This is a genomic window from Ectothiorhodospira haloalkaliphila ATCC 51935, from assembly GCF_000633935.1.
Lineage (GTDB): Bacteria > Pseudomonadota > Gammaproteobacteria > Ectothiorhodospirales > Ectothiorhodospiraceae > Ectothiorhodospira > Ectothiorhodospira haloalkaliphila.
This window is the reverse complement of sequence record NZ_KK214998.1, coordinates 807,901-824,285: the sequence shown is the minus strand read 5'-3', so window position 1 is coordinate 824,285 and position 16,385 is coordinate 807,901. Positions and strand designations below refer to the sequence as shown.

The window sequence follows — 16,385 nt, the reverse complement described above, 5'->3', positions numbered from 1 at the left end:
AAAACCGGGGCAGACACCTTTTCCGGGAGAATCCCCCGTGGGAGCAGCCCCCGGCCGCGAAGCCCATGCCAGAAAGGACTTCAGTGGCAATCCCGGCACCACTCGCGGGCAGGCCCGCTCCCACAAAAAAACACTCCCCCGAAAACACTCCCCGGGAAAAGATGTCCGTCCCCTTTATCGGGAGTTCTTGAAAAGACGCGACACAGGGGATTGCCGAAACTGGGCATCATCACGCAGGCGCGGATCGGCCAGGTGTCCAACGCTCGCTCCAGGGCCTGCGGTGACATCCCCTCCACCGGATCCGTCGTGATCTCCAGGGCCCGCATCCCCAGCGACTCGATGGCCTGTATCGCTCCCTGTCATCCACCCACAATAGCGCTCCCATTTCACACCAAGCCAACAAGGAGCTCTCATATGACCGAGGCACTCAACGCGAACACCGGCACTCACTTTACGCAATACACACGCAGTTTCGCCGAATACTGGGACGATCTGGTGGGCTGGGAAGCACGCCTGGCCCGGGAAGGTGCCTTCTACAATCGTCACCTGCACGCCCACGGCGCCAAGCAGGTCATCGATATCGCCACCGGGACCGGTGTCAACGCGGTGTCCCTGGCCCAATACGGGTTTGAAGTCACGGCTGTGGATGGATCTGAAAACATGCTGGCCAAGGCCCAGGAAAACGCCAGGCACTACGGCGTCAGCTTTGCCGATGCCAAGGCCATCGACGGGCTCTCATTGGACGAGACCCTGGGCACCGAGCAGTTCGATGCGGCCGTATGCCTGGGTAACTCCTTCACCCATTTGTTCGATCATGAAGATCGTCGAACTGCCCTCAGGGCCATCTTTCGCATCCTGCGCCCGGGCGGCATGCTGATCATCGACCAGCGCAACTACGATGCCATGCTCGACCAGGGATACAGCTCCAAACACGCCTTTTGCTACACCGGCAACAACGTGGACGTAGGCCCGGTGGAACTGCACCGCAGCCTGGCCAAATTCAACTACGTCTTCCCCGATGGCGCCCGCTTTGAACTCAACATGTACCCCTTGCGCCAGGACTACCTCACCCACCTGCTGGAAGACGCCGGATTCGTCAACGTGGAACGCTACGGCGACATGCGCCGCCCCTACGACACCAATGAAGTGGACTTTGTCCAGCAAATCGCCTTCCGTCCCTGATCACGTTTGGAGGGGTGAATTCACGCTTGCACGTCAGGCATGAATCCACCCTCTTTTTTTGTCTGCACCTGGCGCATGATGTGAGCCTTCACTTCCCCATCCAGCGCCTTCCCCCAGCGCTCCGGTATACCCTCCGGCCCGTAGAGCGCGCCGGCCACCATCCCGGCGATGGCGCCGGTGGTGTCGGCGTCCCCGCCCCGGTTGACCACATCCACCAGGCAGTCCTCGAAGGTGTCGGTGTCGAACAGGGCCTGGAACACGGCGCGCAGGGTGTGGACGATGAAGCCGCTGGGATTCTCTTCGCGGCGTTTGCGGAAGTGGAATTCCGGGTGCTGCTGGATGAGAGCCTTCACCGGCCCCTGCAGCAGATCCCGCTGATCGGCGCCCTGCAGGGCCATCTGCACCATGGCCACGATGCACTCGGTGCCAGCGTCGGACAAGGGGTGGTGATGGGTGATATGGGATTGCAGGCGGCAGGCGGCGTTCACCGTCTCGCGGGGCTGGCCCAGGGTGACCAGCGCAATGGGAAGCACGCGCATGCAGGCCCCATTGCCGGCGTCGTTGTCGTTCAGGGGGACCTGGGTCTCGCCGGTGCGGCGATAGTGGATGATGCCGCGGCGCACCGTGTGACCGATGTCCACGGGACGGGAGCGCATCCACTGGCTGAAGGCTTCGGCGATGGTGGGCGCGTGAATGTCGCCCGCCTGAATGATGGCGTCACCCAGTGCCAGGCTCATCTGGGTGTCGTCAGTGATGGCGCCGGGTTTGAGGTGAAGCCAGCCGCCGCCAGTGAGGTCTTTGTGGATGCCGTGCTGGGACTGGATCTCCCGGGGGGTCATGAATTCCACGGTGGCGCCGAGGGCGTCGCCGATGGCCAGAGCGAAGTAGGCGGCTTGGGCTCGGTGGGGCGCTCCCCTCACCCCAACCTCTGTCCCCGGGAAGGAGAGCGGCTCTTTGTCTGGGGGGACGCCGCCGCCCCTCACCCCAACCCCTCTCCCCGGAGGGGAGAGGGGCTTCAGGAGGGATTTCAAGGAGAGACTCAAGAGACTTCGGCCATCAGGCTGTTGCTGCCCTCCTCCACCGGGGCCAGCTGGCCGGACTCCATCATCTCCCGGTAGACGGCCAGGATGGCATCCTCGATGGGCTCCATGGCGTGATTGGGGTTGGGAGTGATGCCGGCGGCTTCCAGGGTGGACCAGGGTTCGATGCCGATGCGGGAGCACAACAGCACTTCGCAGTCTTCCAGCGAGCGCAGCGTGCTTGCCATTACCTGCTCCCGGTCACCGCATTCATCAGGGCCGGAGCAGTAGAGATCGGCGCGCCGATGGCCTTCAAAACGCACGCCTTCGGGCGAGGCCCGGTAGACCAGGAATTCCCGGGCATGTCCGAAGTGCTGATTGATCACGCCACCGCCCTGGGTGGCCACGGCCATCAGCACCGGACGGGAAGCGGCCTTGCCGGTCGCCGATGCCACGGGTGCCCGAGCGGTGCTGGCCAGCCGCTTGGCCCCCATGGACTCGCGTATGGCCGCCTGCACCTGGTCGCGCCGTTCACGGGCGGCCGGGTAGTCCACCTCCAGCTCGTCGATGCGATCAGCGGTGAACTCGGCTCCCCGGTCCTCCCCCAACCGACCCACGGCGTCGGCGCGGCATTGTCTGCAATGGCGCATCATCTTCATGTCAGTTCCACAGGCATCGCGCAGGGCAGTCAGCTCGGCCTGGGTGGGGCCGCGCTGGCCATTGAGGCCGAAATAGGTGCCGTGTTCCGGCTCGGAGATCAGCGGCATGATGTTGTGCATGAAGGCCCCCTTGGCCTTCACCACCCGCGACACCTCCTTGAGATGCTCATCATTGATGCCGGGGATCATCACCGAGTTCACCTTCACCAACACGCCACGCTCCACCAGCATTTCCAGGCCCTTTTGCTGCTGCTGGATGAGCAGACGGGCACCTTCCACGCCGAAGACCCGCTTCTTGTTCCAGATCACCCAGGGATGGATGCGGGCACCCACCTCGGGGTCGATGCTGTTGATGGTGATGGTGATGTGATCCACGCCCAGGGCCGCCAGCTCTTCCACATGCTCTGGCAGGGCCATGCCGTTGGTGGACAGACACAGCTTGATGTCGTCGGCCTGCTCGCGGATGCCCCGGAAGGTCTGGAAGGTGCGGGTGGGGTTGGCCAGGCCATCCCCGGGGCCGGCGATGCCCACCACGGTCATCTCGGGGATGCTGGCCGCCACGGCCAGGGCCTTTTTCACGGCCTGGTGCGGCTTGAGCACCTCAGAGACCACACCGGGGCGGGATTCATTGGCGCAGTCATACTTGCGGTTGCAGTAATGACACTGAATGTTGCAGGCCGGCGCCACCGCCACGTGCATGCGGGCAAAGTGGTGATGGGCCTCTTCCGAGTAACAGGGATGATCCTGAATCTTCTCGCGAATGGCCTGAGGCAGTTCCGGGGTGGGGTCGTTGGCGCTGCCGCAGCCACTGGTTGAGCAGCCACCCTGCGGAGTGACGGCCTCCTTGATGACGGGAATGTCGCTGAGCTTTTTGATTTTCAGGTCCATCACGGTCCTCCCGTTGAGGGTGCCCGCCGGTCTCGCGGTGGGAAAGGTTGGTCTTGGGAGGAGTGATGCAAACGCCGTGCCTGAAATCAAATAAAGACAACCTCATGATTTTTATAGCTTTACCATCCCACTCTCAGAAACATGTTGCACATGTCACAGACATGGCTGTGGTGAAGGGCACAATCAGAACTGCCTGACCCTGATCTTGAGGGTCTGAATGCGGTAGGCGATCTGCCGGGGCGTCATGCCCAGCAGGCGAGCCGCCTTGGCCTGCACCCAACCGGCCCGCTCCAGGGCGGCGATCACCCGTTCGCGCTCATCCAGGTCGGGGTCGTCCAGGTCCACCTCCACCTCGGGCTCCGGCTTGCGACTCAAGGGGAGCTTGTCCTCCAGGCCAGTGAGGTTGATGGCATCCAGGTCGATGGTGCCGGTCTCGCTCATGATGGCGGCCCGCTCCAGGCAGTTTTCCAGCTCCCGCACATTACCGGGCCATTCGTGGCGCATGAGTGTGCGAATGGCACTGTCGGTGATGTCCAGGGGACGACCCTGGGCCTTGGCCAACTTATCCACCAGGAATCGGGCCAGATCCGGAATGTCTTCGCTGCGATTGCGCAATGCGGGCACGAAGATGGGCATCACATTGAGCCGGTAGTACAGGTCCTCCCTGAAATCCCCCCGTTCCACCTCTTCCTCCAGAGGCCGGTTGGTGGCGGCGATGACCCGCACGTCCACCTTGAGGGTGCGCGTGCCCCCTACCCGCTCGAACTCACCCTCCTGCAACACCCGCAACAGCTTGGCCTGAAAGGCCTGGGAGATCTCGCCGATCTCGTCCAGGAAAATGGTGCCACCATCCGCCTGCTCAAAACGCCCCTTGCGCTGGGACACAGCCCCGGTGAAGGCGCCCTTCTCGTGCCCGAAGAGCTCACTCTCCAGCAGATTGTCCGGCAGGGCTGCGCAGTTGAGCTTGACGAAATGACCGTTGGCCCGCGGTGAGTTGTAGTGGATGGCATTGGCGATGAGCTCCTTGCCCGTGCCGGTCTCGCCGCGCACCAGCACCGTGGTGTGCCACTTGGCCACCTGACGCACTTGCTCGAACACCCGGCGCATTTCCTTGGAATGCCCCACCACATTGTCCAGGTGATAGCCGCCACGCACCTCGCGGCGCAGCCGGTCGCGCTCATCGGTCAGCGCCTGGCGCTCCTGCTCCAGATCCCAGGCGCGGCGCACGGTCTGGGCCAGCAGGTTGGCCACCATCTCCAGGAAACGGGCGCGCTCTTCCAGCAGGCCGTCATCCCCGCAAATGGGCTGCGCGGCCAGCACGCCGATGGGGTTGTCTTCGCCCACCCGGATGGGCACGCCCACAAAAGGCAGATCCGGGGCGTACAGCCCCATGCGGTCCAGAAACCGGGGCTCATCGGCAATACGACCGACCATGACCGTGTCACCCTCCTTGAGGATGGCCCCCATCAAGCCCTCGCCGGGACGGTAGCGCACCTTGTCCACCCTTTCCCGGGTGCCGGTATGGGCGGCCCCTACCATGAGTTCGCCCGTGCCCGGATCCAGCAGCGACACCATCCCGCAACGCATGTCCGAGGATTCGTGCAGCACATGCAGCACCCCGGAGAGGATGTCCTGTAATCCGGATGAACAACTGAGCACCTGGCTGACCTGATAAAGCGTGTCCAGATGCATTTCGATCACTTGGGCGCGCGAGCGCCGCGTCGTGCCGACTGCCGTAGGAGAGATCACCATGGATGTTCCTGGAGTGATGTCAGAGTTTGCGCTGTGAAGCGTTGGGGAACTGCAAGCGGATGCGGCAGCCTTCCAGGCAGGTGGGGTCCACCTCCACCAGGCCGGCGTGCTGGTTCACCACCTCCTGCACCATGGGCAGCCCCATTCCTGCTCCGCTGCCACCACGGCCCTTGGTGCTGACGAAGGGTTCGAACACCCGCAGCCGCATGGACTCGGGGATACCCGGCCCGGAGTCCTGGATGACCACCTGAACCGCATCATCCAGGGCCTGGGTGGCAATGCGGATCTCCCGGCGACCGGTGCCGCTGTCATCCAGAGCGTCCAGGGCGTTGTCCACCAATTGCTTGAACATGCCCCGCAGGCGCCCTTCCCGACCCAGCACATTGGGCAACACTGGGGCCGGATCCCAGTCCACCACCACACCGGAGGTGAGCAAGCGACGGGTGGACAGGCCCAGCACCTCACGCAGCAGGGCGTTGAGGTTCACCGGGATGATGGCCTCGTCCCGCTCCTCCGGGATGCAGTTCTCCAGGGTCTGCAGGGCCTGACGGCCGGACGCCAGGGCTTCCTGCAACACATTCAACAGGGGATCGGCGGTGCCCTCCCCCTGGCGCCGCTCCAGCAACTGGGTGGCGGCGGCGATCATGTTGACAGGCCCCTGCATCTGATAGACGGCGCCGGTCAGGGTCTCGCGCATGCTTTCCACCAATTCGCTCTCGGCGGTGAGCGCCCTCAGGGCATTCATGCGCATTTCTTCCTGCTGCCGCTTGAGCTCGGTGACCTCCTTGGCCACCAGCATGAGATATTCCACCTTGCGGGGTTCGAAGAAGGCATCGGCGCTGCTATCCCGCTCACGAATCCAGGTACCCGAGCAGGAGAACCAGCGGGGTGCGTGACCCGCGCCCGGATCGAACTGCACCTCGTGATCCACAAAACCCTGGCCACTGCTGCGGGCCTTCTCAAAGGCCTCCCCCATGCTTTCGGAGAGGGCAGAGAGGAAGGCCTCGGCGGGTTCCTGGCCGCGCATGTCCCCCGCCAGCTTCTTGTACTCCTGGTTGTCCAGCACCACCTGGCCCGATTCGTCCAGCAGGGCGATGACCACCGGCTCGGCATCCACCACGGACTCGATCAGGGCCTTTTGATTGCGCACCTGTTCTTCCAGTTGATGCATTTCGGTCACATCCCGGTGCATGCCCAGGTAATGGGTGAGATGGCCCTGGGCATCCAGCACCGGAGCGATGCTCAGTTCCGCCAGGTAGCGCCGGCCATCCTTGCGACGATTCACCAGCACCCCGGTCCAGGGCTTGAGTTGGCGCAAACGACCCCAGAGGGTCTCGTACACCAGACTGGGCGTGCGACGATCCGACAGCAGGGATTCATTCACACCCATGACTTCCGATGCCTCGTAACCGGTCACCCGGGTGAAGGCCGGGTTGGCATAGAGGATGTTGGCCTTGGCATCGGTGATGGAGATGGCCACGGAGGATTGTTCCACCGCCTCGAAGAACAACCGGGCCGGCAACGCGCCCTCGCCAACGCGAATGGTATGATCGTTGGCCGGTTGGAACGGGTGATGGGGTCGGGTCATGGCGAGGTCTCGTGGCGATGCAGCTGTGTGACTTTCACTAATGCAAGAGCCGGGCCATACATCACCCTGATACCGCCCTCTCACTCGGAATACTGCCCTCAGGCCCCATGGCTCCCGGTGGAGGCATTGTCGGTTACCTCACATCGAGGTGAACCGGCGGCTCTGCCTGTCGCGATCCTCACAGCACCCACTGCACCATCATGGTGCACGCCCGCCGCAAATCCCCATAAAGGGTGCGCCTAAAGAGTGCATCCCCCTTGGCACGCAAGATGCAGATACCCCCTCAATCCAAGCGAGGTGAACACCGTGACGGAGTTTATGCTGCTACTTTTGGGCACAGCCCTGGTGAACAACGTGGTGCTGGTGCAGTTCCTGGGGCTGTGCCCCTTCATGGGCGTGTCCAACAAGCTGGATACGGCCCTGAGCATGGGCCTGGCCACCACCTTCGTGCTCACCCTGGCCTCGGTGGCCGGCTGGCTGCTGGAGTACTTCGTGCTCGCGCCCCTTGATCTGGGCTTTCTGCGCATCCTCTCCTTCATCCTGGTGATCGCCGCCGTGGTGCAGTTCACCGAACTGGTCATCCGCAAGACCAGCGCGGCCCTGCATCGGGTGCTGGGGATCTTTCTGCCGCTGATCACCACCAATTGCGCCGTGCTCGGCGTGGCCCTGCTCAACATCCAGGAAGGTCATGGTTTTCTGCAAAGCGTGACCTTCGGGTTCGGTGCCGCCCTGGGTTTCACCCTGGTGATGGTCATCTTCGCCGGTCTTCGCGAGCGCCTGGCCGTGAACAATGTGCCGGCGGCCTTCGCTGGTGCCCCCATCGCCTTCATTGTCGCCGGGCTGTTGTCGCTGGGCTTCATGGGGTTTGCCGGCCTCGACTTCGCCTGACGCCCCCCCGAACAGGAGATCACACCATGTACGCAGCCATCGTTGTCCTGACCGCCATGGGTCTGCTCCTGGGTTATTCCCTGGGCATGGCCGCCAAGTATCTGAAGGTGGAAAAAGACCCCTTGGTCGATGAGATCGAGGACATGCTGCCGGGCACCAACTGCGGCCAGTGCGGCCTGCCCGGTTGCTCCAGTGCCGCCCAGGCCCTGGCCGCCCATGAGGCCCCCGTGACCCTCTGCCCACCGGGCGGCAAGGCCCTGGCCCAGCAACTGGCAGACAAGCTCTCGGTGAGCGTGGATCTGTCGGGCATGGAGGAGGAGGCACCCGCCTTTGCGCGCATCAAGGAGGATCAGTGCAACGGTTGCACCCGCTGTTACAAGGTGTGCGCCACCGACGCCATCATGGGGGCCAACCGACAGATCCACACGGTGTTCACCGAGGCCTGCAACGGCTGTGGCAAATGCGTGGAGGTGTGCCCCACCAACGGTCTGGTGCTGGTACCCGAAACCCCCACCCTGCGCACCTGGCGCTGGTCCAAACCCGAAGCCCGCTGAGGTGACCACCATGCTCTCATTCCTCTTCAAGCGCCGGGCATTCCAGGGTGGCGTGCACCCGGAAGACCGCAAGCAGGCCACCAGTCACCTGCCCATTCAGACCCTGCCCTTGCCCGAGCGCCTGTATGTGCCGGTGCAGCAGCACATCGGCGCTGCCGCCCAGCCCCGGGTGCAGACGGGCCAAAAGGTGCTCAAGGGAGAGATGATCGCCACCGGCAGCGGACCTGTTTCGGCGGCGGTGCATGCCCCCACATCGGGCACGGTGGTGGCCGTGGAACCTCATCCGGCTCCTCATCCCAGCGGTCTGCCGGTGCAGACCATCGTCATCGAACCCGACGGCGACGACCGGTGGGTGGACGAACCCGAGCCCGAGCACGCCCTCAACCTGGAGCCGGAAGTGATTGCCCAGCGCGTCGCGGAGGCGGGTGTGGTGGGCATGGGTGGCGCCACTTTCCCGGCCGCCATCAAGCTCAACCTGGGCAGTCGCCACACCATCGACACCCTGGTGATCAACGGCTCCGAATGCGAACCCTACCTCACCTGCGACGACCGCCTGATGCGGGAACGCACCCAGGAGGTCATCGATGGCGTGCGCATCATGCGCCATGCCCTGGGCGCCCGGCATACCCTGATCGTGTTGGAGGACAACAAGCCCGAGGCCCTGGCCGCCCTCCAGGAACACCTCTACGAAATGGATCATCTGGAGGCCATTTCCGTGCCCACCCGCTACCCCATGGGCTCGGAAAAACACATGATCAAGGCGGTGACTGGCCGGGAGATCCCCGCCGGTAAACTGGGCGCCGACATCGGCGTGATCGTGCACAACGTGGGCACGGCCTACGCAGTACACCGCGCGGTGCGCATGCGCCGGCCACTGGTGAGCCGCATCGTCACCGTGGGCGGCGGTGCGGTGCAACGACCCGCGAACCTGCAGGTGCCTCTGGGTACCCGGGTGGAAGAACTTCTGGCTTATTGCGGTGGCACCCGTGAGACCCCGGCACGGCTGCTCATGGGCGGCCCGATGATGGGACAGATCATGCCCCATGCCCAGGTGCCCGTGGTGAAGGGCACCAACGGCGTGATCGCCCTCACCGCTGCCGAGATCAACATCGACGACCCCATGCCCTGCATCCGCTGCGGGCGCTGCGTGGCCGCCTGCCCCTGCGGCCTGATGCCCCTGGAGATGGCCTCGCGCATCCGTAGCGAAGACATGGACGGCGCCGCAGCCTACGGGCTGATGGACTGCGTGGCCTGCGGCTCCTGCTCCTACGTGTGCCCCTCCCACATCCCCCTGGTGCAGTACTTCCAGCATGCCAAGGGCGTGCTGGCGGATCGGCGCGAGCAGCAGCGTCGCCAGGAGGAGTTGAAGGAACTGGCCCAGCAGCGACGCGCCCGCCAGGAGGCCGAAGCCAAGGCCAAGGCCGAGGCGGCAGCCCGCAAGAAGGCGGAGCGGGAAGCGAAAAAACGCGCCCAGCAGGCCAAGGCAAAGGAAAAGCCCGCGCCCGCAAAGGACAACGAAAAGGCGGAGGCCTGACCCATGACCACCACGACCCCCGTCAGCGGACCCCACACCCACGCGCCCGGCGGCGTGACCACCCAGATGGGCTGGGTCATCCTGGCCCTGCTGCCCGCCACGGCCTTTGGCGTGTATCTGTTTGGCTGGCCGGCCCTGAACCTTTTGCTGATCACCGTGCTGGCGGCCATCGCCTTCGAGGTGATCAGCCTGCGCATCGCCAAGCGCCCGGTCACCCCCTTTCTTATGGATGGCTCGGCCCTGCTCACCGGGCTATTGCTGGCCCTGACCCTGCCACCCTGGGCGCCCTGGTGGATCGCCGTGCTGGGGGCCGGCTTTGCCATTGTGGTGGGCAAGCACGTGTTCGGTGGCCTGGGGCAGAACCTGTTCAACCCGGCCATGCTGGCCCGGGTGGCCCTGCTGGTGTCCTTCCCCCTGGAGATGACCACCTGGGTGACGCCCCAGCCGATGTTCGCGGAAGGCTCACCCGGCTTCATCGAAGGGCTGGCCATCACCTTTGGTCTGGCAGCCATCCCCGACGCCATGACCGGGGCCACCGTGCTGGGGGAGACCCAGACCGGCTTCAGTCGTGATCTGGGCCTGTCCGAAACCCTGCCGGGCGTGTACGACCCCATGCAGCAGGCGCTGGGCTTCATCCCCGCCAGCATGGGCGAGGGTTCGGCCTTGCTGCTGCTTGCCGGTGGGTTGGTACTCATGGCCCGGCGCATCATCAGCTGGGAGATCCCGGTGGCCATGCTGGGCACCCTGGCGGGTCTGGCCACGATATTCATGCTCATCGACCCGGAGCGCTTCGCCGGTCCGGGCCTGCATCTGATTTCCGGTGGGGCGATGCTGGCGGCGTTTTTCATCGCCACCGACCCGGTCACCTCCCCCAGCACGATGCGCGGCCGCCTGATCTTCGGCGCCGGCTGCGGCCTGCTCATCTACGTGATCCGCACCTGGGGCGGTTATCCAGAGGGTATCGCCTTCGCCATCATCCTCATGAACGGCCTGGCCCCGCTGATTGACCATTATCTGCGGCCACGCACCTATGGCCGCACCCGCGGTGGCAAGCCCCTGGAGCCGAAGGCCTCAGCCCCGGCCGCCCCCGTCACGGAGAAACGCCCATGACCACCGTGGCACAACCCAGTTATCGTCAGCGCGTTGGCTACCACTCCGCCCTGCTGGGCGGCATCGCCCTGATGGCCAGCGCCGTGCTGGTGATCACCGACATGCAGACCCGGGACACCATCGCCGAGCGCCAGGCGGAGGATTTCCGCCAGACCCTGGAGCAGGTCATCCCCGCCTCGGTGCATGACAATCAGCCCCAGCAGGACACCTACCAGCTGCAAACGGCTGACGGCTCCAGTCTTGAAATCTACCGGGCCCGGCAGGAGGGACGCGTTTCGGCGGTGGCCTTCCAGGTGACGGGGCGCGGTTATGCGGGCCCCATCGAGATCCTGATGGGGGTGGATGCGGAGGGTGAGGTCCTGGGTGTGCGGGTCCTGAGGCACAAGGAAACCCCAGGCCTCGGGGACAAGATCGAGGTGGCCCGGGACCCGTGGATTCTCTCGTTTGACGGCCTGAGCCTTGGCGACCCGCCTCGTGACGACTGGGCGGTGAAGAAGGACGGCGGCATCTTTGACCAGTTCACCGGCGCCACCATCACCCCTCGGGTGGTGGTGAACGCGGTACGCGATGGCCTGGAGTTGTTTGAGCAGCATCGCTCAACCTTGCTGCAGCGCGGTGATGAATCGGCTCCGTCGGCCCTCGCCCCACCCCCTGCCCTGCTCTCACCAGAGGAGCCCACGTCATGACCCATCCGGCCAAACTGATACTGGACGACTACCGCCGCCTGTTCCGGGACGGCATCTGGGACAACAACGTGGTCATGGCCCAGATGCTCGCCCTGTGCCCCCTGCTGGCGGTCACGGGCACGGCCACCAACGGTCTGGGCATGGGCCTGGCCACCACCTTCGTCATGGTCGCCGCCGCACTGCTCATCTCCATGTTACGGGGCATCATCACGCCAGAGGTACGCATACCGGTATTCATCCTGCTCATCGCCGCCCTGGTGACGCTGGTGGACCTGGTGATGAACGCCTATCTCTACGAGATGCACAAGGCCCTTGGGCTCTTCATCCCTCTGATCGTCACCAACTGCGCCATTCTGGGCCGCGCCGAGTCCTTTGCCTCGCGCCAGCCGGTGCACCGCGCCGTGGTGGACGGCCTGGCCATGGGGGTGGGCTTCACGCTCATCCTGGTGGTGCTCGGCGCGGTGCGCGAGATCCCCGGCAGCGGCACCTTGTTCGCCGACGCCCGACTGCTCCTGGGGGATGGCTTTGCCTGGATGGAACTGACCCTGATTCCCGAATATCGCGGCTTTCTGCTGATGATCCTGCCCCCGGGCGCCTTCCTGGCCCTGGGCTTCATCCTGGCCGGCAAGCGGGTGTTGGATACCCGGCTGGCAAACCGGGCGGCGGCTGTGAAGATGGCGCAGGCTTGAACGAACGGTGCCCCATGGAGGCTGGGCACCCGCAGCCCCCCTCATCCCCGGCGCTTCTCCCCAGAGGGGGGGAGCAAAAGACATAGCCCCTCTCCCGCTTGCGGGAGAGGGGTTGGGGTGAGGGTCGTCTTTCAACACAACACAGGAGCACTCCCATGCGCGTCGGCGTAGCCTACAGCGACCCCAACGACCGGGCCTGGCTCAAGGTGGACCTCCCCGAGGGGGCCACCGTGCAACAGGCCATCGAGCAATCCGGCATCCTCAAACGGTTCCCGGACATCGACCTGGACACCCAGAAGGTGGGGATCTTCGGCAAGTTCTGCAAGCTGGACAATCCCGTCCAGGACGGCGACCGTGTGGAGATCTACCGCCCCATCACCGTGGTGGATGATGATGACGACGACGACGACGATGATGATGACTGACCGGCAGAGACATCCCTGTCGCACAGCCGCAGGTCATCGCGCTTAGCAGCCGCAGGTCGCCCTGCGTATCAGCCTTGCCAACGAAATGGCAGCCGGGAGCGTCGCTGGCGCTTCATCTTGTGTTAGCCTGCCGTGCTGACTCACCCTGCAGCTCACCGCCCGTCCATGTCAAAATCACGCCGTCGCCCACCCCTCACGCTGGATATCATCAAGAACGCTGTCGACCATCGCACCTTCCAGCGAGGCAAGAGATATTTCCAGGAAGACCGAGTCATCTTCGTGGATGTGATACAGGACGACCCGGACGAGTTGTATTTCATCGCGGAAACCGAGGGAGGGCGGGATGAAATCTACCACCAGACCGTGGTGGCCAAGCCCGGACGTGATCGGCGGACCCTGGGCCTGTTCGGCGACTGCACCTGCCCCGTCGGCATCCAGTGCAAGCACATGGTGGCAGCTTGTCTGGCCTACATCGATGGCGAGGCCATCATTTCCATGCCGGATGAAGGGCACAACTTCACCGACTGGCTGCTGGAGATGGCACCAGACGCCCCGCCCACCCCCGCCGAACGCACCAGCGACGATTTCCTCATTTACCAGCTGGACCGGATCGAGACCGGCGCAGGCACCGGGTTCGGTGTGAGCTTTCGCGTAGCCAAGACAAAAAAGAACGGCCAGACCGCCCTGGGACGCGAAGTGGGCATGCACTCCCTGATGAATCCTTACGGAGTGCCTCCGGAATATCTGTGCCCCACCGATCGGGATATTCTGAACCAGCTCCATGTCAGTGACCCACGCTTCCAGGCACCCGTCAAACTTCAGGGCCTGGCGGGCGGGATTGCCATGGACCTGATGCTGGACTCGGGACGGCTGTTCCTGGGGCGGGACCGTGTTCAACCCTTGCACCGTGGGGAGCCTCGACCGGTGGAGCTGACCTGGGTGGAAGAGGCCGGCGAGTTCCGCCTGGTGGCCCAAACCGACCCAAAGGGCGGGCTGCCCATCAACCTGCGTCCGCCCCGCTATGTGGACCTGGAAACCCACGAAGTGGGCGGCCTGGAGATTCCCGATGGTCTTGATGCCAACTGGCTCAGTCGCATCCCGGACGCCCCTCCCGTTACCCCCGAAGAACTGCAGCAGGTGAGCGAGACCCTGGCGGTCTACTACCCTCAATTACCCAAGCCCAAGGCACTGAACGTGCGCTCGGTAAAGGATGTAAGCCCGATTCCACTCCTGACCGTGCGGGTGGACACGCTGAACCTGACCCGTTCAGCCCTGAACCTGCAGTTCATCTACGAGAACCTGACACTCACGCCCGATCACCCGGGTGCCATCGCCATGGGCAGGGTGAATGGGGTGATCGTGGAGATACACCGGGATCTGGCCGGGGAAGAAAAGGCCATCGAACGCCTTGGCCAGGAGGGACTGGTGCGCAACCCCAAGGTGTCCGGTGAATTCACCCTGGCCACCCTGGGCATCAGCCAGCAGGTGATCATGACCCGCTGGCTGGAAGTACTCAACCAGGCACTCCCCCGGCTGAAGGAGGAAGGCTGGCGCATCCATCACGAAGAAGGGGACATCCCGAGACTGGACGTGGCCGAGGACGTCCACGCCCAGGTGGACGAAGGCAACGGCTGGTTCGACCTGCACTTCGACCTGGAGGTGGACGGTCGCAAGGTGCCCCTGCTGCCCCTGGTGAGCGAACTCATCGGCAGTTATCAACCCGGGCGTCTGCCACCCACCCTGGCCCTGCCCATGCAGGATGGCAGTTACGTGCAGGTGACCCGCGAGCAGATCGAGCCCGTGCTGCAGGCCATTATCGACCTGTACGACCACCTGGCACCCGGGCAGCAGAGCCTGCGCCTGTCCCGCCTGGATGCGCCCCGGCTGCTGGAACTGGGAGATGCCAAGGTCCAGGGTGGCCAGGACCTGCAACACATGGCGCGCCGTCTCACCCAGTTCGAGGCCCTCACCCCGGTCGAGCCACCCCGGGATTTCCGGGGAGACCTGCGCGCTTATCAGCAGCAAGGCTTGAACTGGCTGCAGTTCCTGCGGGAATATCAGTTGGGCGGTGTGCTGGCCGATCACATGGGCCTGGGAAAGACCGTGCAGACCCTGGCGCACCTGGCCATCGAGAAGCAGGCCGGTCGCCTGGACCACCCGGCCCTGATCGTCGCGCCCACCAGTCTGATGAGCAACTGGCGTCGGGAGGCCGAACAGTTCACGCCGGATCTCAAGGTGCTCACCCTTCATGGGCCGGACCGCAAACGGTATTACGAGCAGTTGCCCGGGATGGACCTGGCACTGACTACCTACCCCCTGCTTCCCCGCGACAGCGAGGAACTCCTGGCCCAGGATTTCAGCTTTCTGATCCTGGACGAGGCTCAGCAAATCAAGAATCCTCGTGCCCAGGCCTCCCAGGTGGTGCGTCGCATCAAGGCCACCCATCGCCTCTGTCTCACCGGCACGCCCATGGAGAACCACCTGGGGGAGCTATGGGCCCAGTTCGATTTCCTGATGCCGGGTTTTCTGGGCGGCCAGGAGCAGTTCTCCCGCACCTATCGCACCCCCATCGAGAAACACAACGATGGCGACAAGCTTCGGCGCCTTACCCGGCGCACCACCCCTTTCATGCTCCGGCGCACCAAAGACATCGTTGCCAAGGAACTGCCCGGCAAGACCGAACTACTGCGCAGCACCCCCATCAGCGGCAAGCAGGCCGCCCTGTACGAGAGCATCCGTCTGGCCATGGAGAAGAAGGTGCGCGACGCCATCGCCAAGCGCGGCCTGGCCCGCAGCCACATCACGGTGCTCGACGCCCTGCTCAAGCTGCGTCAGGTGTGCTGCGACCCGCGCCTGCTGCCCGCCAGCGCCCAGGCCGGCTCCGCGCCTTCGGCCAAGTTGCAGATGCTCATGGAGATGCTGCCGGAGCTACTGGACGAAGGCCGCCGCGTGCTGCTGTTCTCCCAGTTCACCACCATGCTGGGATTGATCGAGCAGGAATTGAAAAAGGCCCATATCGGCTATTCCAAGCTCACCGGGCAGACCCGCAAGCGCGAGGAGGCGCTGGATATCTTCCGCAACGGTCACGCCAACCTCATGCTGATCAGTCTCAAGGCCGGCGGCGTGGGCCTGAACCTCACCGAGGCCGATACGGTGATCCACTACGACCCCTGGTGGAATCCGGCAGTGGAATCCCAGGCCACGGACCGGGCCCACCGCATCGGCCAGGACAAGCCGGTGTTCGTGTACAAGCTGATCACGGAAAACACCGTGGAAGAGAAGATCCTGGCCATGCAGGCCCGCAAGCAGAAGCTGGCGGACAATGTCTATGGGGATGAGAAACGGGATGCGGATGAGCCCCCGATCGACGCGGACATGATCCATGCCCTGTTTGCACCCGAACCGGGGTAG

Annotated in this window: 13 protein-coding genes; 9 read left to right on the top strand and 4 right to left on the bottom strand. The window is 64.3% G+C overall.

All coding sequences use genetic code 11. The features are described from left to right. Positions 1–414: 414 nt before the first annotated feature. Positions 415–1,182 (top strand): class I SAM-dependent methyltransferase, encoded by a 768-nt coding sequence (locus tag ECTHA_RS0111680; RefSeq protein WP_025281888.1) that lies wholly within the window; start codon positions 415–417, stop codon positions 1,180–1,182. A gap of 20 nt (positions 1,183–1,202) precedes the next feature. Here the strand turns inward: ECTHA_RS0111680 and draG are convergent, their stop codons facing one another. The 4 genes from draG to nifL form a co-directional block, all read right to left on the bottom strand. Then, entirely contained in the window at positions 1,203–2,102 is a 900-nt protein-coding gene (draG, locus tag ECTHA_RS18085) for an ADP-ribosyl-[dinitrogen reductase] hydrolase (protein WP_025281889.1), read from the bottom strand. A gap of 119 nt (positions 2,103–2,221) precedes the next feature. Beyond that, the gene (gene nifB / locus ECTHA_RS18080) at positions 2,222–3,748 is read right to left on the bottom strand and encodes a nitrogenase cofactor biosynthesis protein NifB (RefSeq protein ID WP_025281890.1); all 1,527 of its coding nucleotides are present in this window, start codon (positions 3,746–3,748) and stop codon (positions 2,222–2,224) included. A gap of 183 nt (positions 3,749–3,931) precedes the next feature. After that, a complete protein-coding gene (nifA, locus tag ECTHA_RS0111665) occupies positions 3,932–5,500 on the bottom strand; it encodes a nif-specific transcriptional activator NifA (protein WP_025281891.1) in 1,569 nt (522 codons plus the stop codon). 19 nt (positions 5,501–5,519) lie between these two features. After that, on the bottom strand, positions 5,520–7,088 hold the full coding sequence (gene nifL / locus ECTHA_RS0111660; protein ID WP_025281892.1) for a nitrogen fixation negative regulator NifL: 1,569 nt from the start codon (positions 7,086–7,088) through the stop codon (positions 5,520–5,522). Positions 7,089–7,406: 318 nt separating this feature from the next. On the opposite strand from nifL, the gene rsxA reads away from it, so the two are divergent. From rsxA to ECTHA_RS0111620, 8 genes are all read left to right on the top strand, one after another. Continuing rightward, complete coding sequence (rsxA, locus tag ECTHA_RS0111655; RefSeq protein WP_274520677.1) at positions 7,407–7,976, top strand: electron transport complex subunit RsxA; 570 nt, start codon at positions 7,407–7,409, stop codon at positions 7,974–7,976. A gap of 26 nt (positions 7,977–8,002) precedes the next feature. After that, entirely contained in the window at positions 8,003–8,530 is a 528-nt protein-coding gene (locus ECTHA_RS0111650; protein WP_025281894.1) for an RnfABCDGE type electron transport complex subunit B, read from the top strand. 10 nt (positions 8,531–8,540) lie between these two features. Then, positions 8,541–10,064, top strand: a complete 1,524-nt coding sequence (gene rsxC / locus ECTHA_RS0111645; protein WP_025281895.1) for an electron transport complex subunit RsxC — start codon at positions 8,541–8,543, stop codon at positions 10,062–10,064. Between the two features lie 3 nt (positions 10,065–10,067). After that, on the top strand, positions 10,068–11,174 hold the full coding sequence (locus ECTHA_RS0111640; protein WP_025281896.1) for an RnfABCDGE type electron transport complex subunit D: 1,107 nt from the start codon (positions 10,068–10,070) through the stop codon (positions 11,172–11,174). Then, entirely contained in the window at positions 11,171–11,860 is a 690-nt protein-coding gene (rsxG, locus tag ECTHA_RS0111635; protein WP_025281897.1) for an electron transport complex subunit RsxG, read from the top strand. The genes ECTHA_RS0111640 and rsxG overlap by 4 nt, the downstream gene beginning before the upstream one ends. Beyond that, positions 11,857–12,549: an electron transport complex subunit E gene (locus ECTHA_RS0111630; protein WP_025281898.1), complete on the top strand. Its 693-nt coding sequence runs from the start codon at positions 11,857–11,859 to the stop codon at positions 12,547–12,549. Before rsxG ends, ECTHA_RS0111630 begins: the two co-directional genes overlap by 4 nt. 155 nt (positions 12,550–12,704) lie before the next feature. Next, positions 12,705–12,974, top strand: coding sequence for an RnfH family protein (locus ECTHA_RS0111625; RefSeq protein WP_025282278.1), 270 nt, complete (start codon positions 12,705–12,707; stop codon positions 12,972–12,974). A 165-nt stretch (positions 12,975–13,139) separates the two neighbouring features. After that, complete coding sequence (locus ECTHA_RS0111620; protein WP_025282279.1) at positions 13,140–16,385, top strand: DEAD/DEAH box helicase; 3,246 nt, start codon at positions 13,140–13,142, stop codon at positions 16,383–16,385.